The 23649-nt window shown below is 66.6% G+C and carries 24 protein-coding genes; 10 read left to right on the forward strand and 14 right to left on the reverse strand.

Annotated features, from left to right (window positions below):
- Window positions 1-26 precede the first annotated feature (26 nt).
- Window positions 27-536, reverse strand: a complete 510-nt coding sequence (locus GWK15_RS12975) for a DUF2924 domain-containing protein (RefSeq protein WP_168041753.1) — start codon at window positions 534-536, stop codon at window positions 27-29.
- Between the two features lie 295 nt (window positions 537-831).
- On the opposite strand from GWK15_RS12975, the gene GWK15_RS12980 reads away from it, so the two are divergent.
- The 8 genes from GWK15_RS12980 (at window position 832) to groL (ending at window position 10059) form a co-directional block, all read left to right on the forward strand.
- Window positions 832-2046: a hypothetical protein gene (locus GWK15_RS12980; RefSeq protein ID WP_168041754.1), complete on the forward strand. Its 1215-nt coding sequence runs from the start codon at window positions 832-834 to the stop codon at window positions 2044-2046.
- A 165-nt stretch (window positions 2047-2211) separates the two neighbouring features.
- Window positions 2212-2412 carry a helix-turn-helix transcriptional regulator gene (locus GWK15_RS12985; RefSeq protein WP_168041755.1) on the forward strand — a complete coding sequence of 67 codons (201 nt, stop codon included), beginning with the start codon at window positions 2212-2214 and terminating at the stop codon, window positions 2410-2412.
- 208 nt (window positions 2413-2620) lie between these two features.
- Window positions 2621-5221 carry a DUF3987 domain-containing protein gene (locus tag GWK15_RS12990; RefSeq protein ID WP_168041756.1) on the forward strand — a complete coding sequence of 867 codons (2601 nt, stop codon included), beginning with the start codon at window positions 2621-2623 and terminating at the stop codon, window positions 5219-5221.
- 407 nt (window positions 5222-5628) lie between these two features.
- Entirely contained in the window at window positions 5629-6933 is a 1305-nt protein-coding gene (locus GWK15_RS12995) for a site-specific DNA-methyltransferase (protein WP_168041757.1), read from the forward strand.
- The gene (locus tag GWK15_RS13000; protein ID WP_168041758.1) at window positions 6920-7324 is read left to right on the forward strand and encodes an SAM domain-containing protein; all 405 of its coding nucleotides are present in this window, start codon (window positions 6920-6922) and stop codon (window positions 7322-7324) included. Before GWK15_RS12995 ends, GWK15_RS13000 begins: the two co-directional genes overlap by 14 nt.
- The gene (locus GWK15_RS13005) at window positions 7321-7752 is read left to right on the forward strand and encodes a hypothetical protein (RefSeq protein ID WP_168041759.1); all 432 of its coding nucleotides are present in this window, start codon (window positions 7321-7323) and stop codon (window positions 7750-7752) included. Before GWK15_RS13000 ends, GWK15_RS13005 begins: the two co-directional genes overlap by 4 nt.
- A gap of 294 nt (window positions 7753-8046) precedes the next feature.
- Window positions 8047-8361, forward strand: coding sequence for a co-chaperone GroES (gene groES, locus GWK15_RS13010; protein WP_168041760.1), 315 nt, complete (start codon window positions 8047-8049; stop codon window positions 8359-8361).
- A 51-nt stretch (window positions 8362-8412) separates the two neighbouring features.
- Window positions 8413-10059, forward strand: a complete 1647-nt coding sequence (gene groL, locus GWK15_RS13015; RefSeq protein WP_168041761.1) for a chaperonin GroEL — start codon at window positions 8413-8415, stop codon at window positions 10057-10059.
- Window positions 10060-10147: 88 nt separating this feature from the next.
- On the opposite strand, the gene GWK15_RS13020 is transcribed toward groL, so the two are convergent.
- From GWK15_RS13020 to GWK15_RS13040, 5 genes are all read right to left on the reverse strand, one after another.
- Window positions 10148-10852, reverse strand: a complete 705-nt coding sequence (locus GWK15_RS13020; RefSeq protein ID WP_168041762.1) for a recombinase family protein — start codon at window positions 10850-10852, stop codon at window positions 10148-10150.
- Window positions 10852-11748 (reverse strand): DUF3489 domain-containing protein, encoded by an 897-nt coding sequence (locus GWK15_RS13025; protein ID WP_168041763.1) that lies wholly within the window; start codon window positions 11746-11748, stop codon window positions 10852-10854. The genes GWK15_RS13020 and GWK15_RS13025 overlap by 1 nt, the downstream gene beginning before the upstream one ends.
- 266 nt (window positions 11749-12014) lie before the next feature.
- Complete coding sequence (locus tag GWK15_RS13030) at window positions 12015-12980, reverse strand: Bug family tripartite tricarboxylate transporter substrate binding protein (RefSeq protein WP_168041764.1); 966 nt, start codon at window positions 12978-12980, stop codon at window positions 12015-12017.
- A 30-nt stretch (window positions 12981-13010) separates the two neighbouring features.
- Window positions 13011-14201 (reverse strand): FAD-dependent oxidoreductase, encoded by a 1191-nt coding sequence (locus tag GWK15_RS13035; protein ID WP_168041765.1) that lies wholly within the window; start codon window positions 14199-14201, stop codon window positions 13011-13013.
- Between the two features lie 336 nt (window positions 14202-14537).
- Complete coding sequence (locus GWK15_RS13040) at window positions 14538-14750, reverse strand: dodecin (protein ID WP_168041766.1); 213 nt, start codon at window positions 14748-14750, stop codon at window positions 14538-14540.
- 62 nt (window positions 14751-14812) lie between these two features.
- On the opposite strand from GWK15_RS13040, the gene GWK15_RS13045 reads away from it, so the two are divergent.
- Window positions 14813-15226 carry a hypothetical protein gene (locus GWK15_RS13045; protein ID WP_168041767.1) on the forward strand — a complete coding sequence of 138 codons (414 nt, stop codon included), beginning with the start codon at window positions 14813-14815 and terminating at the stop codon, window positions 15224-15226.
- A gap of 4 nt (window positions 15227-15230) precedes the next feature.
- On the opposite strand, the gene GWK15_RS13050 is transcribed toward GWK15_RS13045, so the two are convergent.
- Both GWK15_RS13050 and GWK15_RS13055 read right to left on the reverse strand, forming a co-directional pair.
- Entirely contained in the window at window positions 15231-15437 is a 207-nt protein-coding gene (locus GWK15_RS13050; protein ID WP_168041768.1) for a hypothetical protein, read from the reverse strand.
- 96 nt (window positions 15438-15533) lie between these two features.
- Window positions 15534-15722, reverse strand: a complete 189-nt coding sequence (locus GWK15_RS13055) for a hypothetical protein (RefSeq protein ID WP_168041769.1) — start codon at window positions 15720-15722, stop codon at window positions 15534-15536.
- A gap of 77 nt (window positions 15723-15799) precedes the next feature.
- Here GWK15_RS13055 and GWK15_RS13060 point away from each other — a divergent pair, with 77 nt between their 5' ends.
- Complete coding sequence (locus GWK15_RS13060) at window positions 15800-16711, forward strand: class I mannose-6-phosphate isomerase (protein WP_168041770.1); 912 nt, start codon at window positions 15800-15802, stop codon at window positions 16709-16711.
- 6 nt (window positions 16712-16717) lie between these two features.
- On the opposite strand, the gene GWK15_RS13065 is transcribed toward GWK15_RS13060, so the two are convergent.
- The 6 genes from GWK15_RS13065 to GWK15_RS13090 form a co-directional block, all read right to left on the reverse strand.
- Window positions 16718-18013, reverse strand: a complete 1296-nt coding sequence (locus tag GWK15_RS13065; RefSeq protein ID WP_168041771.1) for a glycoside hydrolase family 130 protein — start codon at window positions 18011-18013, stop codon at window positions 16718-16720.
- Window positions 18010-20355, reverse strand: a complete 2346-nt coding sequence (locus GWK15_RS13070; protein WP_168041772.1) for a glycosyltransferase family 4 protein — start codon at window positions 20353-20355, stop codon at window positions 18010-18012. The genes GWK15_RS13065 and GWK15_RS13070 overlap by 4 nt, the downstream gene beginning before the upstream one ends.
- A 361-nt stretch (window positions 20356-20716) precedes the next feature.
- On the reverse strand, window positions 20717-20923 hold the full coding sequence (locus GWK15_RS13075) for a cold-shock protein (protein ID WP_168041773.1): 207 nt from the start codon (window positions 20921-20923) through the stop codon (window positions 20717-20719).
- A 215-nt stretch (window positions 20924-21138) separates the two neighbouring features.
- Window positions 21139-21753: an exopolysaccharide biosynthesis protein gene (locus GWK15_RS13080; protein ID WP_245211624.1), complete on the reverse strand. Its 615-nt coding sequence runs from the start codon at window positions 21751-21753 to the stop codon at window positions 21139-21141.
- 83 nt (window positions 21754-21836) lie between these two features.
- Window positions 21837-22646 carry a transglutaminase-like domain-containing protein gene (locus tag GWK15_RS13085; RefSeq protein WP_168041774.1) on the reverse strand — a complete coding sequence of 270 codons (810 nt, stop codon included), beginning with the start codon at window positions 22644-22646 and terminating at the stop codon, window positions 21837-21839.
- 69 nt (window positions 22647-22715) lie between these two features.
- Window positions 22716-23594, reverse strand: a complete 879-nt coding sequence (locus GWK15_RS13090; RefSeq protein WP_168041775.1) for a transglutaminase family protein — start codon at window positions 23592-23594, stop codon at window positions 22716-22718.
- Window positions 23595-23649 lie beyond the last annotated feature (55 nt).

The following is a 23649-nucleotide window of genomic DNA, read 5'->3' on the forward strand; positions in this document are numbered from 1 at the left end:
GACCTCGCCGGCGGGTGCCTTCCGCCTCATGCGCCACCGCCCGGCTGGCGCAGCCCGAAGAACACCCAGCCGTTCCAGCGCGTGCCGGTGATGTGCCGGGCGATGGCGGACAGCGACCGGTATGGCCGGCCCTCGTACTCGAAGTCGTCGGGCCGGACCGTGACGACATGCTGCACGCCGTCGTACTCGCGGATCAGCCGGGTACCCGGCAGCGGCCGGCTGTCGGCGCGGATCCGCCGCAGCACGACGTTGCCGCCGTCCAACTGTTCGCCCAGCGCCTCCAGCCGTGCCCGCGTCTCGGGCTTCAGGCCGCCATAGGCCAGTTCCTGGACCCGGTAGGCGAGGCGGCTGGTGATGTAGCTGCGGCTGAAGGGTGGCGGCTCCTTGCCGTAGAGCCGTCGCCATTCGTCCTTGAGCTCGCCGATCGGCGCGGTCTTGATCCAGGCGAGCCGGCCGAGGACCTGGTCCTTCGGGATGGTCGGGATGGCACGCGCCACGGGCTCGATGGCGTCGGCGCTGCTGCGGTAGCGGGTCATGCGGAAGTCCTCTCCAAGGGGACCGCATGCACGCTCTGGTGGGCGGTGAAGCGTAGCGAAGTCTCGCCGCCGGCCCCGAGGTCGCGGTCGAACTCCTCGGCAGTGCGGCGACGAAGCCGCACCAGGCCCAGGGCCAGGATGTGACACACATCACGGAGATGTGGAGGGAGGTGATGCAGCACATCAGGACGCGGCGGACTCGACTGGGTCATCGGGAGACCCCGAGAAGCAGCGCCGCGACGGGGGCAATGCTAACGCCGACATGGGATCTAAACCGCACCAAGGGCCGCTGCCGTTGGCGGACGCCATCGTCGCCTTGTCCGAGCCCGAGTTGCTGCGTGCCGTCGAGGCGGCAGCAGTGCCCTTCACCCCAGACCAATGCGATCAGCATCAACGCGATTGGCTTGCCGAGGTGATTCACTATCGGCTGCACCCGAAAGACAAACGGCGCGATCGCGTGGGCCCACAGTATCAAGCGCTCGAGCGCGCCTGGTATCAGCTGTTCGTCCACTTCAATACGATGGTAGCTTCGGGAGAAGTCGTGCTTTGGGGACGAATGGAATGGCCGCTCGCTCGCCGCGATGCCGAGCCTCTGCCAGCGGTCTGGGCTGACGAACTGCTGTACTATCCGCGGCGGGACACCGTCCTTTTTCGCGCGGACGTCTACCGAGACGTAACGGCTGGACCGCGGACCAGCGCCGGGACGCTCGAGGAGCGACAGCGGGCGACGCGCAACGCAGCAGGTTCCATCCCGCTGGCGGCGGCACTTCGCGAGTGGACGGATCCCGCCCTGTTGAGCGAGGTGTGCCGTCACGAGCGGCAGCATACGTCGTTCGAGATGGCGGGGCTCACCACGCATCTGCTGTTGTCGAAGGCCCAGGATCTCGCGCAGCCGTCGGATCAGCGCTGGATGCTGGGAGCGCCGGATTTCACAAGGTTCATGGCAGCGTGGGGTGGTTTGGAGAATGATTTCCGCGCCCGTCTGGTTCGGGGGGAGTTCCATCTGAAAGGCGTCATGGCGAAGCCGCGCCGTGAACTGCAGCCTGAGATCCTGCCTGGCGTCTGGGCGGCCGATTCCGTCTTCGACTTCCAGCGCGGCACTGTGACCATCGACGACGCTAGGTATGTCGCCGTCACGGTGAGTCACGGACCCGGAACTCATGTAGGTGCGGTCCACGACAGCATCGCCGATACGCACGACGACGGGTTCAGTGATACCCCGGTGGCCTCGCCCGGTGCCACGTCGTCTCAGAAGCGCGGAAGGAAAGGTGTAGGGCCCATCATCGAGGAAGCCCTTCGCGAGTTCTGGGAAGTCCTCTTCCCGCAGGGCGCCCCCGCGCACCCTGGTAGGACGACCGAGTTTGCAGCGCGACTCATCAAGCGGGTTGAAGCGTCGCGCCTTTGGCGCGGCAAGCAGTTCCCGGAACATGGCACCGTTCGTAAACATCTGCCGAAGATCTACGAACGGGTGCTGGCCGAAAAAGACGGCCGATCGCAAAGCGGCCAATAAACCAGCGCTGGCGCAAGAAGCGCCAAGAGTGGCGGAATTTCCCCATTTTCTGTGGCGCTCGTTGGCCGAAATTCCAATGCGTCCAACTGAATTGCGGCCAGGAGATTTTCGCCCAATCGATCAGCCTACCTGCGTGGCATCACTGCAGACCGCGAGGTGCCGCGCATGGCTACGACCACTCATTTCCCGCCGATCCGCCTTACCCAGGTTGAACTTGCTCACCGCTGGACGATCAGCCCGCGCACGCTTGAACGCTGGCGCTGGCTGCATCAGGGGCCCCGGTATCTCAAGATCGGCGGGCGGGTGGTTTACCGCCTGGAGGACATCGAGGCCTTCGAGGCTAACCAGCTGCGGGGTGAGCCGTGATGGACGCCGCTACCGCCGCGGCCATGTCCAACCCGGACCGCAATCCGCATTTCCGCCGCCGCTGGACTGATGGAGAGGCAGATGCATCCGCCCTCTCGACGCGCCCATCGGTCGGCACCTTCGGCCTGGCGCTGCTGGAGGCGCTGCGTCGCCGACGTCTGGCAGAAGAGGGAACTGCAGTCTCCGGCGATAAGAGCGCCCCCCCGCGATGAACGCCGACAGCCCTCGACAGGCGGACCGCGATCAGATCGGTCGCTTCGTCGCCGCGCTGTTCCGCTATGCCGACGACGGAACCTACGTCTCCCTGCGCGCATTCTACGACGACGCCAACGCGGTGTTCGGAATCCAGACGCATCGGCTCTCGACCGATCTCGCGCCATTGGTCGACGAGGCCTTGGACTTCGCCACCCGGGCGGCAGGCACCGACAGACCGGTTGTGTTCGCTCCGCCCATCGCGACCTTCTCGAACGCGCGCGGCGCGACAGAGGCCGACTTGGAGAACGGCCTGGCCCTCAGCGTCGAATGCGACCAACGCCCGGACGAGGCGCGCATGAAGCTCGAAGGCTTGCTCGGTCCGGCTACGATCATCGTCGCCAGCGGCGGCGAGTGGCACAATCCCGAGACCGGTGAGTTGGAGCCCAAGCTCCATCTGCACTGGCGCCTCACTGAACCGACTCGCGAGACGGTGGACCATGCGAAGCTCAAGAGCTGCCGCAGCATGGCGAAGGAACTGGTCGGCGCGGACGGTACCAGCACCCCCATGGTCCATCCGATGCGCTGGCCCGGGTCCTGGCATCGCAAGGCGACGCCCCGCTTGGTTCGCATCATGGCCGAGACCGAGGCGGAGCTTGATCTCAGCGACGCTGAGCAACGCCTCCGCGAAGCCTGGGCGGCTCGGCGACAGCGGCAGGGCCGAGCCGGGCAGGCAGGATCGGGGCCGTCCAGCGAAGGCGAGGCGCGGGATACTGCCGAGCTGATCCGCGCCATCGTCACCGGCACCGACTACCACGCGCCGATTACGGCCCTGGCGATGCGCTATCTCAAAGGCGGCATGCTGGACGCCCAGGCTGTGCTGACCCTTCGGGGCCTCATGGAGGGGGTGCCGCCGGAGGTCCGCGATACCAAGGACGATGTGGCCCATCCAGGCCGTTGGCAGTCCCGCTATGACGACATTCCCCGCGCCGTCCGCACTGCGCGGGCCGAAATTGACGCAGAGACGGCGAAGACCAGCGACTGGCCGGACCCCGTCGATTTCCTGTCGGACGACATGCTGACCGGTGCACCGAGGCTCCGGCCGCGCCATTTGCCGGAGGCACTAGGAGCCTTTGTATTTGATACCGCCGAGCGGATGGGCGTGGACCCGACAGCAGTGGCTCTGGCCGCTCTGGTGACCTGCTCCAGCGTGAGCCACGAGAGATGGCGCATTCAACCGAAGCGCCACGACGAGACCTGGACAGAGGCTGCGCGCATCTGGGGGGCCATTGTCGGGGATCCCTCCATTCTGAAGACCCCCGTGATCGCCGCCTGCACCAGACCGATTGAGCACCTGGAGATGGAGGCTCGCCGGGAGCACGCGAGCGCCATTGCCCGCTACAAGACCGCGGCCAAGACCCTGAAGGACGAGGGGGGTGATCCAGGATCGCTGGGACCGGCTCCGCGTTGCTCGCGTTACCTGGTTGAAGGCACCACCATCGAAGCCCTCTCTGAGGTCCTTCGGGACGATGAGCAGGCTCATCACCAGGTTCCCACCGGTCGCGTCCTCATTCGTCAGGATGAGATGAGCGAATGGATCGCAAGCTTCGATCGGTATCGTTCTGGCAGCAAAGGCGGCAGCGATCGGGGCGCGTATCTCCGACTCTACAATGGTGGCCGCTATGTCGTGGACCGTGTTGGTCGCGGGAGTTTCGCTGTGCCAAGTTGGTCTGCATGCGTCCTCGGTGGCATTCAACCTGGCCCGATCCAGCGCATTGCGCAGGAGGCCGCCGACGATGGGCTGCTGCAGCGCTTCATCTACTGCGTGGCGACCCGGCAGGATGAGGGGCGCGACCAGGCTCCTGATCGACTAGCGATCGGGCGGTATGAGCGAGTGATTGAGTCGCTGGTCAGCCTTGTGCCGATGCCGGTCTCCTGGAGCTTCGCGCCGTGCGAGGCACCCCCGGCTGGACCCGTCGTCCTGCAGCTTTCTGAGGCCGCCCATCGATATCGGGGCGATATCAACGACCTCGCGCGCTCCATCTCTGCGTTGCCGGATACGTCTGCCCGACTCAAGGCCGCTCTCGGAAAATGGCCCGGCCTGTTTGCAAGGCTGACGCTGCTGTTCCACCTGATCGATGCGGCCGATGGTCAACGCGATGATGAGCCGCCACAGCAGCCCGATCTAACGGTCGGGGAGCATGTCGCCGCGCGGGTGGCGGCACTTATGCGCGATGTTCTACTGCCTCACCTGCTGAGGGCGGAGGCGCTGATGTTCGCGACTGCGCAGACGGGTGACGCGCGCTGGATCGCAGGATACATCCTGTCGCGCGAGTCGAGGCGCTTGGCGCTACGCGACATCGTGCAGGCCTATCATCCGCTGCGTGCTCCCGAACAGCGGCGGGAACTGCTGGATGTGATGGAGAGCTTGGTTGCCATGGGGTGGCTTACGCCCGAGCCCCAGGCCAATTCTGCACGCCCGCCCTCCGCCTGGCTAATCAACCCAGCAATCTACAAGAAGTTCAGTGCGCGAGCGGAGACTGAGCGGATGGCTCGCGCGGAGGCTGTTCGGGCAATGGGCGAGCGGCTGCGCGGGCGCGGCGCGCCTAGCGCCTGATGTTGCCAATGTTGAGCGGCGAACCTGGACGATGTGCTAGTCCTGCGCATCCCGATCCGCCGATCGCGCCTTAGCGCGCCGCGGAAAGACGCAGGCTTTCCGCTGTTCCCGAGGGAGAAGCGGATATCCGCGAGCCTCTCGCGCGGCGAATGTTGCCAATGTTGCTCGCGTGCGTGAGACATTGCGTCGTTCTGACTCTCTCCCCTTCATGCTATTCCTTCACGTACCTCGCGCGCGCGAGCAACATTGGCAACATCGCGCCGGTTGATGGGCCGAGGTTTTTGCGCCGAGCGTAGTGCCGAGTAGCGCATCGCATTTGCGGTCGATTGTGCCGCGGAATCCCGATCCGGTATCTAATTGAGGTCGCGGCGATGGGCCCGACGCCACTCCATAACGGAGGGTTCGAGATGCCTGAACCGCACGCCGCGCTGTCCCAAAACTTCCCCGCCTACAAAACGGTCCGAGTACGGGATCTGATCCCCTACGCGCGCAACGCGCGGACGCACAGCGACGACCAGGTCGCGCAGATCGCGGCGAGCATCCGCGAGTTCGGCTTTACCAACCCGGTGCTGACCGATGGTGCGAACGGCATCATCGCCGGCCACGGCCGCGTGTTGGCGGCGCGGAAGCTGGGCCTGGCCGAGGTGCCGGTGATCGAACTCGGGCATTTGTCGCCGGCGCAGCGTCGGGCTTACGTCCTCGCCGACAACAAGCTCGCGCTCAACGCCGGCTGGGACGAGGAGCTGCTGCGCCTCGAACTGGCCGAGTTGCAGGACCTCGGCTTTGACCTGGACCTGACCGGCTTCGACGCCGACGAGATCGCGAGCTTCCTCGCCGAGCCGACCGCGGGCCTGACCGACCCGGACGCGATCCCGGCCCTGCCCGAGAACCCCGTCACCCGACCGGGCGACGTCTGGATCCTCGGCCGGCATCGCCTGGCCTGCGGCGACTGCACCGACCCGGCGGTGGTGGCCGCGGTGCTGGGTGGCGTGCGCCCCCGCCTGATGGTCACCGACCCGCCTTACGGCGTGGACTACGATCCGGACTGGCGGAACCGTGCCGGATTGGGGTCCACCCGTCGCACCGGCAAGGTCGAGAACGACCACCGCGCCGACTGGCGCGAGGCCTGGGCGCTGTTCCCCGGCGAGGTCGCCTATGTCTGGCACGGCGCCCTGCACGCCACCACGGTCGCCGACAGCCTGACCGCCTGCGGCTTCGACATCCGCGCCCAGATCATCTGGGCCAAGGACCGCCTCGTCCTCGGCCGGGGGCACTACCATTGGCAACACGAGCCCTGCTGGTACGCCGTGCGCGGCCAGGGCCATTGGTCGGGCGACCGCAAGCAGACCACCCTGTGGCAGATCGCTGGGCGGTCAGAGGACGCCGAGACTGTCCACGGCACCCAGAAGCCGGTCGAATGCATGCGCCGGCCGATCGAGAACAACTCCTCGCCTGGCCAGGCGGTCTACGAGCCGTTCTCCGGGTCGGGCACCACCATCATCGCCGCGGAGATGACCGGGCGGGCCTGCCACGCCATCGAGCTCTCCCCGGCTTATGTCGACGTCGCCGTGGCGCGCTGGGAGGCCTTCACGGGGGAGGCGGCGGTGCGGGAGGGGGACGGGGCGCGGTTCGACGCGCTCGGCCCTGCTGGCGCGCCCGGGGGCCACACAGGCGGCCCTGAGGACGGGAACGGCTTCCATGCGCCGGTATGAACCCACCGCCGAGCAGCGGCGGACGGTCAAGACCATGGCCGGGTTCGGGGTGCCACACGAGGACATCGCGACCTTCCTCGGCATCGACGCCAAGACCCTGCGCAAGCACTGCCGCGAGGAACTCGACCGCGGGACGACGGAGGCCAACGCCAAGGTGGCGCAGTCGCTGTTCCAAATGGCCACACAGGGCAAGAACGTCGCGGCCGCGATCTTCTGGATGAAGGCCCGGGCGGGTTGGCGCGAGAAGGTCGAGATCAAGCCGGTGTTCGACGATCCGGAGCAGCTGACCGACGCGCAGCTGGAGGCGATCGCGCGCAGCGGGCGGGTGCCGGCCAGGCGCATCGAGGTGCAGATCGTCGACGAGGCGGACGCCGCCAAGGAGGGGCGGTGAGCAGCGCTGGTGGTGGCGATCCTGGTCCGGCGTCGAACGCCGACCCCATGTCGGTGCCGCTGAGCGTGGACCAGCGGCGCACGGCGCGGGCGATGGCCGGGCTCGGCGTCGCACGGCGGCAGATCGCGAAGTACCTCCGGATGGACGAAGCGGAGCTTGCCGCACGGCTGGGAGACGAGCTGGAGCAGGCGGAGGTGGAGGCAAACAGCAAGGTGGCGAAGGCGCTGTTCGCGATGGCGACGCAGAAGAACAACGTGGCGGCGGCGATCTTCTGGATGAAGGCGCGGGGTGGCTGGCGGGAGAAGCACGAGATCGAGGCGACGGTGCAGGCGACGCAGAACTACGTCATCCGGGTGCCGCAGCGTCCATCGAGCCAGGAGGAGTGGCTCGCGATGTACGCGCCGAGGGCGATCACCGAGCAGGAATGATCAGCCGCGATGCCGACAGCAGGCCACCGCCACGCCAGCACATCGCATCTGTTCAACACCGAGCAACGACCGTTGGTCGGTGGTGAACAGCAGCGAACGCGGTGGCAGATCGGCCAGTGGCGCGATCGTCGCCGCGCAATATCACCATGACGACCCGAATGAATCATGGACATTTGGATCAGGAAGGCCCAGTTGATTGGCACTCTGCACCTGAGAGTGCCAAGCGGCTGCCATTGCAGCCCCGGCTCCCCTTGGAACCAGGGCAATCCACAAGAAGCTCAAGGAGAGGGCCGCATGAAGTTTCGTCCCCTGCACGACCGCGTTCTCATTCGCCGCATCGAGGCTGAAGATAAGACCCGCGGCGGCATCATCATCCCCGACACCGCGAAGGAAAAGCCGCAGGAAGGCGAAGTCGTCGCCGTCGGCGCTGGCACCATCAACGAGAAGGGCGAGGTTCGCCCGCTCGACGTGAAGGCCGGCGACCGCATCCTGTTCGGCAAGTGGTCGGGCACCGAGGTGAAGCTCGATGGCGAGGAGCTCCTGATCATGAAGGAGAGCGACATCATGGGCATCCTCGAGGGCACCGCCGAGGCGAAGAAGGCCGCCTGAGGCGCCGCTTCGCTGCGATCCCGACACCACGAAATTCAGAGGTAGAAACACATGGCTGCTAAGGACGTGAAGTTCGGCGCCTCCGCGCGCGAACGTATGATCCGTGGCGTGGACATCCTCGCCGACGCCGTGAAGGTGACGCTGGGTCCGAGGGGCCGCAACGTGCTGCTCGACAAGAGCTTCGGCGCACCTCGCATCACCAAGGATGGCGTGACGGTCGCCAAGGAAATCGAACTCTCCGACAAGTTCGAAAATATGGGCGCGCAACTCGTCCGCGAAGTCGCGACAAGAACCAGCGATACGGCTGGTGATGGCACCACGACGGCCACCGTTCTGGCGCAAGCCATCGTGCGCGAGGGTGCGAAGGCGGTTGCCGCCGGCATGAACCCGATGGACCTCAAGCGCGGCATAGACAAGGCTGTCGCTCTGGTCGTCGCGGATCTTGAGAAGAACAGCCGGAAGATTTCGAGTTCGGCCGAGGTCGCGCAGGTCGGCGCGGTATCCGCCAATGGTGACACCGAGATCGGCGAGATGATCGCCCAGGCGATGGAGAAGGTCGGCAAAGAAGGCGTCATCACGGTCGAGGAAGCCAAGAGCGTCGAGACCGAACTCGATATCGTCGAGGGCATGCAGTTCGATCGCGGCTACGCCTCCCCGTACTTCATCACGAATGCGGAGAAGATGATCGCCGAGCTGGAAAGCCCCTACATCCTCATCTTCGAGAAGAAGCTGTCCGGCCTGCAGACGATGCTTCCGCTGCTGGAGGCGGTGGCTCAGTCGGCTCGCCCATTGCTCATCATCGCGGAAGATGTCGAGGGCGAGGCGCTGGCTACCCTGGTGGTCAACAAGCTGCGCGGCGGCTTGAAGGTCGCCGCGGTAAAGGCGCCGGGCTTCGGCGATCGCCGCAAGGCGATGCTCGAGGACATCGCCATCCTCACCAGCGGGCAGGTGATCAGCGAGGATCTCGGCATCAAGCTCGAGAACGTCACGCTGGAGATGCTGGGCCGCGCCAAAACCGTGCGGATCGAGAAGGAGAACACCACGATCATCGACGGCGCCGGCAAGAAGGACGACATCCAGGGTCGCGTTGCCCAGATCAAGGCGCAGATCGAGGAGACCACCTCGGACTACGACCGCGAGAAGCTGCAGGAGCGTCTGGCGAAGCTCGCGGGCGGCGTTGCGGTGATCCGCGTCGGCGGTTCGACCGAGGTCGAGGTGAAGGAGCGCAAGGATCGCGTCGACGACGCGCTGCATGCGACCCGCGCCGCGGTCGAGGAAGGCATCGTCCCGGGCGGTGGCGTCGCGCTGGTGCGGGCGTCAGCGAAGCTTACCGGCCTCAAGGGTTCTAACGGGGACGAGCAGACGGGCATCGAGATCGTGCGCCGCGCGATCCAGTCGCCACTCCGCCAGATCGCCGAGAACGCTGGTCAGGACGGCGCCGTGGTCTCCGGTGAGGTGCTGCGCACCGACATCTACGAGTACGGCTACGATGCCCAGTGCGACGAGTACAAGGACCTGGTGGCTGCCGGCATCATCGACCCGACCAAGGTCGTCCGCTCCGCTCTGCAAGGAGCAGCATCGGTCGCCGCCCTGCTGATCACCACCGAGGCGATGGTGGCGGAGCGTCCGGATCGGAGCGGTTCATCAGGCGGCCCGCCCGGCTCTGGGATGGGCGGGATGGGCGGCATGGACTTCTGATTTCAGCGCGGACGCGCCTGAGTTCTGAGGAGGGGCGAGTTGAAGGGCCCGCCCCTCCTGTTTGGAAGGCGCATCAACAGCGTGGGGCTCAGCTGGATGACGTGACGACTTTTGATAGCACCCGCGCCACGGTGGTGTGGGTCCAGCGTCCCGAGCCGCGCGGGGGCGGCATTCCGCGTTCGTTCAGTGCTCGCGCCAGCGCTGCCTGGCTTAGCACGCCCTCAGCGCGCAACCGCCAAAGCTCAAGCATGAGACGATGCGCGACCCGCTCCGCAGTCTCGCGCCGTGCCCGGGCTGCCGCTGCGGCACAAGGGACGGCGGCAGGTCGGTAGCCCCGGTCTCCGCCCAACACCTTCCCGCGCGCCTTGGCCGCCGCCAGCGCCGCCCGGGTCCGCTCGCTGATCAGCTCGCGCTCCTTCTGCGCCATCGCGGCGTAGATCCGCAGCATCAGGTCGTCCGCGCCGGGCATGTCGGCCGCCCGGATCGAGATACCGTCCTCCAGCAGCTGCGACAGCGTGTGCGCCCGGCGTGTAATGCGGTCGAGGCGGGCCGCCACCAGCACCGCGTCGAGTTGCCGGCAGCGAGCCAGGGCCGCCTGGAAACCCGGCCGACGGTCGTCCTTGCCCGAGGCGATGTCGGAAAACTCCGCCACCAGCGTCCAGCCCTGCGCAGCGACGAAGGCTCGAATGCTGGCCTGCTGGGCCTCAAGGCCCAGCCCGCTCTGCCCCTGCTCGGCGGTCGAGACCCGGATGAGCCCGACCGCCAGGCGGTGCGCCTTTGCGCTGGGGCGCATCAGCCGGCCTCAGCCGGAGCGGTCACTAGACCATCCGCCGCTGCGATCCGGTAGATCGAGTAGGAACCCCTCGCGCCCTGCTTGTTCGGGCCGACCTGGCGGACGCGCTCAAGCACATCGACCGTGATGCCGCGGCGCTTGAGGCCGGCGAGGAAGCCGCGGACCGTGTGGGGTTGCCAGCCAGTGGCGTCGATGATCTCGGCGATGGTGGTTCCCTCGTTGCGGCGCAGCAGGGCGAGGACGCTCTCCTGCTTGGTGCCGGTGCGGGGCTGGCGGAGGGCGGCCGGATCGCGCGGCGGGCGTGCGGCCCGCGGCGTGGCTGCCAGGGACGCGCGCAGGGCCGCCACCGCCTCGTCGAGCCCGTCGCGGTCCGGAGCGTCCCAGGCGGACAGGACCGTCGCGGCGGCTGTGCGCAGGGCGGTGGCGCGGCCGATAGGCCCGTGCTGACTCACAGGCGGGCGCTGAGGGCGCTCCGGCGCCTCGCCGCTGGCCGAGGGCGGCGCGGGCACAAACGCCGCCAGCGAGTCTTCCTGGGCCGCTGTGGGCGAAGTGGCCGCTTCCTGCGCAGCCGGCTGGTTCGGGCCATGATCCTCGTCGCTCGGTGCAGCCCTGTCGCTCTCGATTGCCGTCTCCGCTTCCGCCTCGACACCGATCGCCGCCAGCCCCGCCGCAGTTATGCGCAGGGCGATCCAGGCGCCATCCTCGTCCTGCCGCCAGCCAAGGCCAACCGCCTCGCGCGGCGCCGGAACCTCCTCCAGCAGGCCCTTGCCGATCAGGCTGCGCAGGACGGACTGCCGCGCGGCGGCGGGCAGTTTGTCGGGCGGGGTGGCGAGTTGCGCCTCGTGCTGCGCGGCGCGGCTGAGGATCACGCGCTGGGTGTCGGACAGCTTTATCATCGTCGGGCTCCGGTTCGGCACCCGAGGATCCGGGTGCTACCAGCCCGAGCCCCGCGATCAGGCCTCAGCGGGGCAGCGCGGTGCTCTCCGCGCCTCCGACCATTCGCTCCGCAGCACCACGAAGGCAATCGAAGGTGTTGATCATGGTATTGCTTTCTCAGCGGATGTTTCGCGTCGCCGCGGCGACGCGCAGCGAAGTGTCGAGTATTCCGCGATGACAACTCGCCAAGACTTCATGGCGACGCTTGGACGCTGGATGTGGCGCCTCAATCGAGTGTCAGCCCAGCCGAGCGCACGAGGTCTCGCCACAGTGGGCCGTCGCGCTCCATCGTGGCGCGAAACGCTGCGGGGCTCGAACAGACGGGCGCGGTGCCCAGCCGCTCGAGCGCCCCCGCGAAGGCCGGGTCCGCGCAGGCTCCAGCGAGGATTCCTGCCATCCGGGTGATCGTCTCGTCGGGCACGCCGGCGGGTGCGACGATTCCGTTCCAGGTCTCGGCGCGGAAGCCAGGGAAACCCTGCTCCTCCACCGTCGGGACGCCAGGAAGCGACGCCAAGCGGTCGCCACCGGCGATTGCGACGACGCGGATCGCCGCACCGCCCTGGTGCGGGATGATGTCGGAGGGATTACCGAAATACGCCGCCACGTCGCCCGCCAGCAGCGCCTGCATCGCCGGCGCCCCACCACGATAGGGCACGTGCACGGCCGATACCCCAGCCCGCTGCAGCAGCAGCGCCATGGCGAGGTGGTTCGAGGATCCGTTGCCGCCAGAGGCATAGTTCACCGCCCCCGGATTGGCCCGCACATGCGCGATGAAACCCTGCAGGTCCGTCACGCCGAGACGGGATGAGATCGCCAGTACCTGCGGGTGCGACGCGATGATCGAGATCAGCGCGAGGTCGCTCGATGCGTCGTACGAGACGCGCGCCAGAGCCGGCAGCATCACCATCTGGGACGCGCTTGCCGTCAGGAGCGTGTAGCCATCCGGCCGACTGCGCGCCACGGCCTCGACGGCGATCGCGCCGCCCGCCCCGGTCCTATTCTCCACTGCCACCGGCTGGCCGAGCCGCGCACTGAGATACTCGGCGCTGAGCCGCCCGACGCTGTCGGTCACGCCCCCCGGGGCAAAGGGCACCAGCAGGCGCAGCGCCCGGTCGGGCCAGGCCTGCGCCCGGGCGTCGGGGACGATGCCCGCAAGGAGAAGGAGGCCGATCAGCAGCGCACGCTTCGTCATGCGGATGTCCCGTTCCTGAGGATGGGGTTGCTAGGTGATCTCCGCCGCCCGGTGCAGGCTGTTGATCATGGACATGCCGAGCAGATGGGTATGCGCCTTGGCGGGATCGGAGGCGGCTTCCGCCATGCGGCGCCGGAAATCGGCCTGGTCCTCGGGCGTCACGGCCTCGAGATTCTTCTTGTTCATGATGGTCTGGCGCTGCACGTGCTCGACCGTCACACCGCGCCGCTGGCGGTCATAGAGGTTCAGCACCGCGTCGTCCGCCTCCCCGCGGATCACGCGCACCAGCTTCTCCGTCAGGTTCACCGCGTCATGCACGCCGCCATTGAGGCCCATGCCGCCCAGCGGATTGTTGATATGCGCGGCATCGCCGGCAAGCAGGATGCGCCCGCGGCGGAAGGTCTCTGCGACGCGCTGGTGCACGCGGTAGAGCGTGCGGTGCCGCACCGGATAATCGTCGCGCCCGGCGACGATGCGGGCGAAGCGGGCGCGACCGAATTCCTCGGTCATCACCACCTCGTCCGGCACATCCGCGCGGACCGGGAACATGGCGCGCCAGACGCTCGGGACGCGCAGCAGGAAGAACCATTCCTCCGGGTCGGCGTAGTAGGAGACGTCGGCGAGGCCAGGGATCAGCGTCGCGAAATCGAAATCGGTGGACAGCACCAGGAAGCGCTCGGGCCAGGTGAAGCCCTCGAAAGCGATGTTCGCAGCCTTGCGCACCGCGCTGCGCGCCCCGTCCGCGCCGACCATCCAGGACCCGGTGATGCGCGTGCCGTCGGCCAGGATCGCCTCCACCCCGTCTCCATGGTCGGCGACGTCAGCGACCTCGGCGTCGAAGCGTACCTCGTAGCCAGGCTCGCCCTGCAGCAGGTCGTGCAGAATGCGCGTCAGCTTGAACTGCTCGCATTGCAGCCGGTAGGGATGACGCGTCACGTCGGCGAGCAGGCCGAAGTCGAACTCCGCGATCAGGCTGTGGTCGCGCGTGCGGTACTGCACCCGCGGCCCGATCAGCCCCTGGCGGATCATGCCCTGCGCCGCGCCGAGATCGTCGAGCATGTCGAGGGTCGGCGCGTGGAAGGTCGAGGCGCGCATCTCCTGCGAGATGACCGGCCCTGCCTCCAGCACGAGCACCGGAATGCCCGCCCGCACCAGCGAGGCAGCCGCAACCAGCCCCACGGGGCCGGCGCCGGCTATCAGGACAGGCTTCGTCTCGGGCATGCTCGGCGGAATCCATCCATCGGTCACGCGCTCCCCGCGCAACCGCAATGCAAGGATGATTCCACATGGACCGGCAAGAGGTGAAGCAGTCAGGCCGCCCGAATTACCAATACGATTGCGCGGCGCGGCGCGGGACGGTTGCGATCGCGTCGCTTTGTCAGGCCATCCTACCGTTCATTGACGGCGATTGTGGTGCTTTCTTGGGTGAACCCGTCAGACCGGATACTCGACGGACATGGGCGATGAACTCACGAGGAGCGAGCATGCGTGACGGGCACGCACACGTTCGAGCCCCGCCGCATCGATCGGACACAGCATCGCCGGAATGGGCACGCATCACGCCTCGACGCGGAAGCCGACCTTGATGCTGACCTGGTACTGCGAGACTTTGCCGTCCTGGACGCGCCCGCGGATCTCGCTGACTTCGAACCACTCAATGTGGCGCAGGGTCTTCGCCGCGCGCCCAATCGCCGTCTCGATGGCATCGCTGACGGATTGCCTGGAGCTGCCGACCAGATCAGTCCTGCGATAGACAGGCTCGTCTTGCATCGTCGCCTCCGTGAGTTCGCCCCTCCTCGGGACGGGGGAGCTTAGCACCGCAATCGCATGACATGTGGCTCGATCCAGCGGGGCCCGTCGCGCAGATCGGCATCGTCGGCTTTGACGGGCAGATCGAGGTCGAGGCGCTGCGGCTCTACGGGCTGCCGGAGGCGGCACCGGCGCTGCTCTGCGGCACGCCCGCGCTGCCGGTCGGGCAGCGGGAGTTCGCGGCGGAGGTGTCATGGGACCTGCCGAACCTGGCACCTGGGGCGACCAGCCTGCTCGACGTCACCGTCGCTGGTGCACGACAGGGGGACATCGCCCAGGCCGCGCTCGCGTCGTCGACGCGCTTCATCGAGCTCGACGCCGCGGCGTGGTCGATTAACATGGTTCGCGTGATGGCCAGGAATATCTCGCCGACGGCGACCTTCGACCTCGGCGCGGCGACCCTCTCCGTGGCCGCGCGTAAGCGAGGGCTGCCCTGAGCCGCTAGAACACCCGGTCGGTGATCATCAGCGGTGTGCCAGGCGGAACCAGACCATCGTCCATTTCCACCGCCCGAGAACAGAAGATCAGCTTCTTTCGGACGTTGTCACTGGCAGCGTCCCAGATGCGCAGGTACTCGTCGCGCTGCTCCGGCCCAGGCTTGCGGTCCGGCACACGCTCGGCGTTCGGTGTCTTCACGTGTTTGCTCATCGTCGCCTGCCTCCACGCGTGCCGAGCATGATATCTGCTGCTCGAAGGGCCAAGCGATTTCAGCAGCAGTTCGCTTGCTTCCGCAGCACTCGCATTTCAGCGGGAATCGCGCATCGCCGGCATCTTTGGGCGACGTAATCTCGGCTCTGGCCGCTTCACCTCGTCAGCGCGACCGAGCGTCTTCTCCGCCCAGCCGCCATCTTTCTGGCCATCGATCGTACCCAGCGTGGCAAGCAATTCCGACCGATCGATCAGCCGGGATGCGGTGAGACGCACGATCGGCACCTCGGCGTGCTTGTTCTCGCGTTCGAAGCGCCCCAGTTCATTCGAATGCCATCAATCTCAAGAGAATGCGGGTACGCATGAGCCACACGGCGTTGCGCATCATACCCACGCTGGTCGAGAGAATCTGGGGCCGTCGCGACCTCGGTCTCTGGGTTGAAGCGGCCCCTGCGGCCAGCGGCCCGGCCATAGGTGAGGCATGGCTGAGCGACATCAACTGCGAGATCGAGACAGGCGGGACGCTCGGCGACAATCTCACACGCTGCCATGCCGACCGCACCGGACCCGTTTTGCTTGCCAAGCTTCTCTTCACGTCGGCGTCGCTGTCGGTGCAGGTGCATCCGACGGACACGGCGGCCCATGCGTCGGGCAGGTTCGCTTCCGGCAAGGACGAGGCCTGGCACATACTGGAAGCAACATCCGATGCCCAGGTTTGGATCGGCTTCGAGGAACCAGTCACCGCCAGCGTGCTTCGCGCGGCCTTGGCCGATGGCACGGTACTCTCACTGATGCACCAGCATGCGGTTCGCGTCGGCGAGACTCTCCTGATACCCGCCGGTACGGTGCACGCGATTGGCGCCGGCCTGGTGCTGCTCGAGGTGCAGGATCCAATCGATGTCACGTACCGGCTCTACGACTATGGCCGGGCGCGCCCGCTACAGATCGATGACGCCTTGTCGGTCGCCGATCTCGGCAGGTCCCGCGTTGTCATCGGCACGGCGACGAATGCGGCACGGCAGACGCTGACGGTTGGCCCACGCTTCGTGCTGGAGCGGCTTGCCGTGGCAGGCGGTGTCACGCTTGCGCCGGATGGCGGCCACGAACATATCCTGGTGGCGCTTGCGGACGGCGTCACCTTGGACGGTCGCGCGCTGCCGCGGGGTACGGCTGCCTTCGTCCCTGCCTCAGGCGACGCGGTATGGATCACCGGTACGGCCGTCGCTCTGCTGCATCCCGGGCCCGGTCCGAGCCCGTGCCTCGTGATGGGCTGAGCCTGCTCAGCCCATCGCGTCGAGCAGCGCCGCCACGGGCATCACGGCGAAGCGTGTGGCGGTATCCGACGCCGCATAGGGCAGGATTAGCTGCCCGGCATGAACCATCGAACCGCAGGAATAGACGACGTTCGGCACATAGCCGTCCCGCTCACCCTTGATCGCCGTCAGCATCGGCTCGCGTAGCCGCGCTATCATCCGGCTTGGATCGTTCAGGTCGAGCAGCGCCGCGCCGATGCAGTAGCGCCGCATCGGGCCCACGCCATGGGTGATGACAAGCCAGCCTTCCGGTAGTTCGATCGGGCTGCCGCAGTTGCCGATCTGCACGAATTCCCAAGGTTGCGCAGCGGCGAGGATCTCCGTCGCGTCGTTCCAGACATGCAGATCGTCGGACCGGACGATCTGCAGTGTCTCGCCGTCCGACCGCGCCAGCATCGCATAGCGCCCGCCAATGCGACGCGGGAACAGCGCCATGCCCTTGTTGCTGACCGCATCCCCACGCAGCGGTATGAAGGAGAAGCGGCGGAAGTCGTCGGTCCGCAGCATTTCAGGCGCGATCTCCCGCCCGGAATAGGCCGTATAGGTGGCGAAGTAGGTGGCGCGGCCATTGTCTTCGACGAAACGGACGAGGCGCGCATCCTCGATGCCGTTGCGCTGCTGCTGCGTGATCGGAAAGATCACGCGCTCGCCAAGTTCCGTGCTGGGCGGAAAGGTCACGTCATAGGCATCCGCCAGCCGTGCCGCGGTGCTGCGGCGTGGCGTCATCGCGAAACGGCCAGGGGGATCAAGGCGGATCGCGCCTGCCCCTGTGACAACACCGGAGCAAAAGCAGACCGAGCTGATGTGGCCCTCGCCGGTGGCACGGAGACTCATCACAAAGCGCAGCTCGCCAGCCTCAAGCCCCGCCTGGTCCGGATGCGAGACGATGGACGGATTGAACAGCGCGATGGACTGGAAGCTGTACTCGTTGCTGAAGAAGGCGCCGATCAGCAATCGTCTTGCCTCGACCGGGTCGTCTTCAAGGCCCAGCAGATCGCGAATCTGCGCGTAGCGTTCGGCGAAGGTGATCGCAATGTCGGCATGACGCGCGCCGAAATCGCGCAGCGTCGTTGCGAGCTCCGCTTCAACCGCCGCCACGTTCATCTCCAGGATCCGGTCGATGAGGCGCGTCGCGCGCAGCAGGTCCGACCGATGCAAATCCCGCGGATCAAGGGCAGAGAGAAACGGACGCAGGATGACCCGGGCAGGGTCGGGTTCGATCAGGATCGGCAGCCTGACCAGGCCGGCATCACCGTTGGTCACTCTGCCACCTGCACGAAGCCGTCAGCAAGGCTAGGTGACGCGGCAGCCAGGGCAGCACGAAATTCTGCCGTGGCCATGAGGAAAGCAAGCGTCGATTCCGCGCCCTGATTCTCGTTCACCCTGTCACATAGCAAGCCATCGCGGCATCCGCCGGTCACGGCATCGTACAGCGGCTGGTTGAGGTCGTTGTCCCCAAGGAACCAGGCGAGGGCACGCTGCGCTTCCGTCAGCCAGTCGCTATCGCCGGTGGAGCGCCAGGCCGTGACGCATGCGCCGACCGCCGCGGAGGCCTCCAGCGGCTGTTGATCAAAGTCGGCGCGGTCGGCATCCCGGCGCCAGAAGCCCTGGGAACCGATCGGCCGGAAATAACCGGCCTCGGCGCGCTGGATCCGGCAGAGCCAAGCGAGAGCCTCGACCGCGGACGCAACCCAAGCCGGCTTCCCTGCCTGGTGGCCGGCCGCCATGAGGGCCTGCGGCAGGCGTGCATTATCGTAGGACACGACGTCCTCGAACCATGTCCAACCAGGTCGCCGACTGCCTCGCAGATGGTCGTACAGCCGATCCGCAAGCTGCGTCCGCAGCCGCTTCAGGCGCAGATCCTCCGGCCGCGCGTCCAGGGCCTCAACCACGCCAAGCAACGCAAAGGCCCAGGCGCGCAGGGAGGTCAGGGCAAATATCGGCGGCGCTGCGCGTTCAAGCAGACCATAGGCCCACGCCCGGCGTGACGGGTCTTCCGCGCGCGCCGCGACGGTGCCCAAGGCCCAGATGGCGCGACCATGGCTGTCGTCGGATCCGACTGCTTCCAGCCAGCGTCGATCATAGGCCATGAAGTTGCGGAATCGCTCCGCGCCAGGATCCCAGGCGTGTTGCACGAAGGCGGCCGTGACGCCGAAGAGATCAGCCGGCGCCGAGGCATCGGACTCCAGCAACGTGGCAAGAATCAACCCACGGGCATTGTCGTCGAGGCAGTACCCGTACGCCCGGTCCACGACCGCGCGTGTCGCATGCTGCGCGATTCCCGTTGGGTCTAGAAGCCGCGAGAGGTGGGTCAGCTTCGCCTGCGGCGTCGCGTCACCGTGCGGCGACAGGACCCAGGCATGCGGCTGCGGCAGCGCCACAGCCCCGACAGAACGCATGAGCGCAGCCGCCGTACGGGGCGCAGCCCTGCGACGGTAAGGCGCATCCCGGCGCGCCTGGTCGAATACGTCGCGATAGCGGGTGCCGATGCGCGACCAGCGCATGTCCTGGCCCAGCGAGTAGGCAGTCTCGCGCATGGCGCGCAGCCGGTCCGGGTCAGCCAGCAGGCCGATCACGGCTGCAGCGATGGCCTCCGGATCGGCGAATGGAACCAGGGCGCCGCGGCCCTCTGCCAACAGTTCCGCTGCATGCCAATATGGCGTCGAGATCACCGCCTTGCCCATCCCGAAGCTGTAGGCGAGGGTGCCCGAAACGCTCTGCGCCTCGTTCAAATAGGGGGTGAGGTAGATGTCTGCCGCCGCGATGGCGCGCGTCAGCGTCGGCAGATCCACGAAGCGGTCCAGGAAGCGCACATGGTCCGCGACGCCGAGCTGCGCTGCCAAGCGCTTCAGGGATTCGCGGTGGGCTTCGCCGTCGCGCCGCAGGATGTTGGGATGGGTTGCGCCGAGGACCAGATACAGGATATCGGGACGGCTTGCGACGATCGTGGGCATGGCGCGGATTGCCTGCTCGATCCCCTTGCCAGGTGACAGCAACCCGAAAGTGAGCACAACCGTCCGGCCGGCCGCACCGAACTCGGCCTTGTGGGCGGCCGGAGCGATCTCGGCGGGCGTTTCTGGAATACCGTGCGGGATCACCGTGATGCGCTCCGCCGGAACGCCGTGAACCTCCCCCAGTATCCGCTCAGCCCGTCGGGTCATCACCACGAGCCGGTCGGCGTGGCGGATGAGTCCCTGCATGACGCGGAACTGCGAAGGTGTTGGGTGATCCAACACTGTGTGCAGCGTTGCGACCACCGGCATCCTCGTATGCCTAAGGAGGGCAAGCACCCGCTCACCTTCTGCATCACCGAAGATGCCATACTCATGCTGAACGCATAGGATGTCGGCGTTCACGTCGTTGAGGAACTCGGCTGCGCGGACGTACGCCTGCACATCGTCGGCGGCAATGTCAAGCCAGACTTCTGGTGGATAGTCATAGGTGGCGGACGCATCTGTCATCGCCAGGACGAAGCATTCAGCATCGGGCACAGCGCCGGCAACCGCGTTGCGCAAGTCACCCGTGAATGTGGCGAGGCCACAGATCCGGGGAGGATGATTGCCGAGAAATGCGATGCGGTGCAGCGGCGGAGCGGGGGACGTCATCGTGGGGGAGCTCCTGCTACGGCTGTTGCGTTAGTTGCCCCGCAAGCGGGAACCTGCCAGGGACAACGTCGAGTGTCACGGGCGCCGAGCGCGGCAGCCGAAGCTAGCCCCGAGAGCTGTCTACCTCTTGCCGCGTCTGACTGAGCGACCACGTGAGCGTGGTCCTTTGCGAGCGTCGCCGCACGCGTGCGCATGACGTGAAAAGGACAGGCGTCGCGCAACCGCACTGCCTGTGGGGCCGCCCGGAGAGTTCCTGCGTGGAGACGAAAGATCAGAAGCCGAGGACGGGGCCCCTGTCACGCACTTGCCCACGTCAGCGGTTCTGTGTGCAGCGCCGCACCGATGCGGCGCGCAGCTTCCGTTACGCGAGCTTTAGACTACCGGCCGACACCTTCCCTTGCTGCCCCTGCTGGATCTCATACTCCAGCTTCTGCCCCTCCTTGGGGCTTTCGATGCCGGCGCGCTCGACATCGGAGACATGAAGGAAGATGTCCTTCGAGCCGTCATTGGGCTGGATGAAGCCGTAGCCCTTTGCCGGATTGAACCATTTCACGGTGCCGATCGGCATGAGCGTGTCCTTGCAAGGAGTTGCCGCCGCGCAGCATCGCGCAGCGGATCAAGCTTCTCAGGGGAAAGACACCTTGCTCGAGGCTCGCTCGTGAGCAGGGAGCGGCGGGTTCGCCGGACGAGTTTGACAAATCGACATATGGTGGGGCCGCGGACGCTGCGCAACCTCGGTGCAACAATCGCACATGAGTTGCAGCGTCCTGTTGGTCGGAGCAGTCAGAGCAAGCTGCGTGCAAGGCCAATCGCGCTGAGGGCCTCCCAGGCAACCACTGCGGCGGCTACGAGCATGATGAAGGTCACCGCCAATGCGGCGCAGAGCAGAACGCCGTCCTCCTCCAGATACGCGAAGGCGATCAGCCCGATCATCACGGCGGGTGGTACGTTGCTAAAGGGAACGGGGGTCAGAAGGCCCATGCCCAGGACAAATACCACACCGCCCACCACGCGCTTCGTCGCCTGGAACGGAGTGGTCCAGCGCGGGCGGATGAATCGTTCAAGCCACCGCAGCACCGGTATGACGCGTCGGATTAGTCGCACAAGCTGCTGGGTCTCGAAGGCTCGGTTTGCGACACGACGCGGGAACACCGGGCGGTGATTGCCGCTGATCATCTGAACCGCGGGAACCAGGAGCAGGAGGCCGACGACCGGCGATACACCCGGAAGCAGTCCGAGGAGCGCCAACAGGAGCAAGACGATACCGAAGGAACGGTCGCCCAGCCGGTCCATCATCCAGGCAAGCGTGGTCCGGCCCGCGGGCGGGTTGCTGAGCAATGCCTCCAACACCTCGGAGGTTGGCGCATGCGGGGTCATGGCGATCGCGAGCCATAGCATGGCCGAGGCGCACGCCTGCACAGTCCCGGCCGGCACGGACCGACAATGCCGCACCCGGAGCACGATGCACTGGGAGCCGCAGACTACGGCGCGACTTCGTCCGTGAAGACATTGAACCCTGAAAGGGTGCAAGGTCCGAAGGTCGTCGCAATAGCCACATCGGTGGCATCGCGGCCGCGTGCCAGCAGGATCCGCCCAATGCGTGGCGCGTTGTTGCGCGCATCGAAGGTGTGCCATCGGTCATCGAGATAGACTTCGAACCAGGCCGCAAAATCCATCGGACCATAAGGCGGCGGTACGCCGATATCGCCCAGGTAGCCGGTGCAATAGCGTGCAGGAATGTTCACGCACCGGCAGAGTGTTACAGCGAGATGTGCATAGTCGCGACAGACGCCCCGTCGCTCCGTAAAGGCCTCCGAGGCTGTCCGCGTGGCGCGCGCATGCTCATAGCCGAAGGCTATGCGTTCATGCACGTAGTCGCATATCGCCTGCACCCTGGCCCACCCGGTCGGCCCCTGCCCAAATAGCGACCAGGCGATGTCCGACAGACGATCAGTGTCGCAATAGCGGCTGCCGAGCAGGTAGATCAGCATCTCGTTCGGCAGCTCTTCCACCGGGCGCTGCCATGCGGCGCGGGCGATAATGTCCGGCATGCCCGAATCTTCGATGAGCAGGCGCGTCGAGATAATCATGCGCCCAGGAGGCGCGACAATGCGCGTGCACACATTCCCAAAGCTGTCCTGGTAGTTCCTGGCCTCGACCGGCGGATCAAAAGAAACCTGATGGGGACCGACGAGGTCCGGGGCGCGGGATGGATGCGGCGTGATCACGAGCAGCATGGGCGTGGGCTGTGGGCAGTCGTAGATGATCTCGCAGCCAGCGCTGATGCGCATGGGCAACTCCTTCTTTATGAGCCGACGCGACATGCGCGATAGGCCATATCGTGCCGGCCAGAACGCCCGTCACGACCCAGGTTCGATGGCCGTGACGCTGACATCGACTGTCATGCCGAGATTGTCGGAGGGAAACCCCGTCCAGGTGCCGTGAAGCGGCACGATCTGCCGGTGGTCACGGGCGACGGCGACCCGGATCAGGTCACGGTTGCCGATGATGCCGTTCGTCGGGTCGAGTTCGACCCAGCCTGCGCCCGGGACATAGACCCGGAGCCAGGCATGCGTCGCTCCACCGCCAATCCGCCCGTCTTGCTCCGAAGCGTAGATGTAGCCGGAAACGAAGCGTGCCGCGAGGCCAAGCGAGCGAAGCACCTCGATCAGGAAGACCGCGAAGTCGCGGCAGGTGCCACTTCCGAGGTGGAGCGTCAGCAGCGGCTCCTGCACACCCTTCTCGGAGCGGGCGATGTAGGCGAAGCGCTGCCGCACCCCATGCGTCAGTCGGGCCAGCAGGTCGCGCGTTCCGGTCGGCCCGTCCCGCCTCAGGAACTGGCGTGCCCAGCGCTCGAGCTCATGGTCCGGGTCAGCGTATTGCCGCTCAATGGAGCGGGCCAGATCTGGAATGTCTTCGACATCGTAAGAGAAGGGGTAGATCTCGGCCCCGTGCTCGATGGGATAGTCGAGCGAGTTGACCGGCAAGTGGTCGAGCCGCACGCTGCTGTCGAAGCGCAGCTCGCACGCCCGTCCCGAGAAGCACGCGATCGCGACGCTGTTGCCGAACACGTCGTGGAGCCACCGGATCTCTGACGGTTCCGGCGTGATTTCGAGCTTCGCCTCGATCAGCCTCTGGTCGTGTCCCTCGCGCGGGCGGAACATCATCCGGTGCTCGCCGAAGGCGACCGGTTGTCGATATCGATAGGTCGTCACGTGATGGACACCGAGAATTGGCATTGCGCTCCTTCCTGGCTTCGTCGCAACTGCGCTCCGTATCGCGACGGTCCTCTTC

Origin of the sequence: Neoroseomonas oryzicola (genome assembly GCF_012163135.1) — a bacterium.
GTDB classification, from domain to species: Bacteria; Pseudomonadota; Alphaproteobacteria; order Acetobacterales; family Acetobacteraceae; genus Neoroseomonas; species Neoroseomonas oryzicola.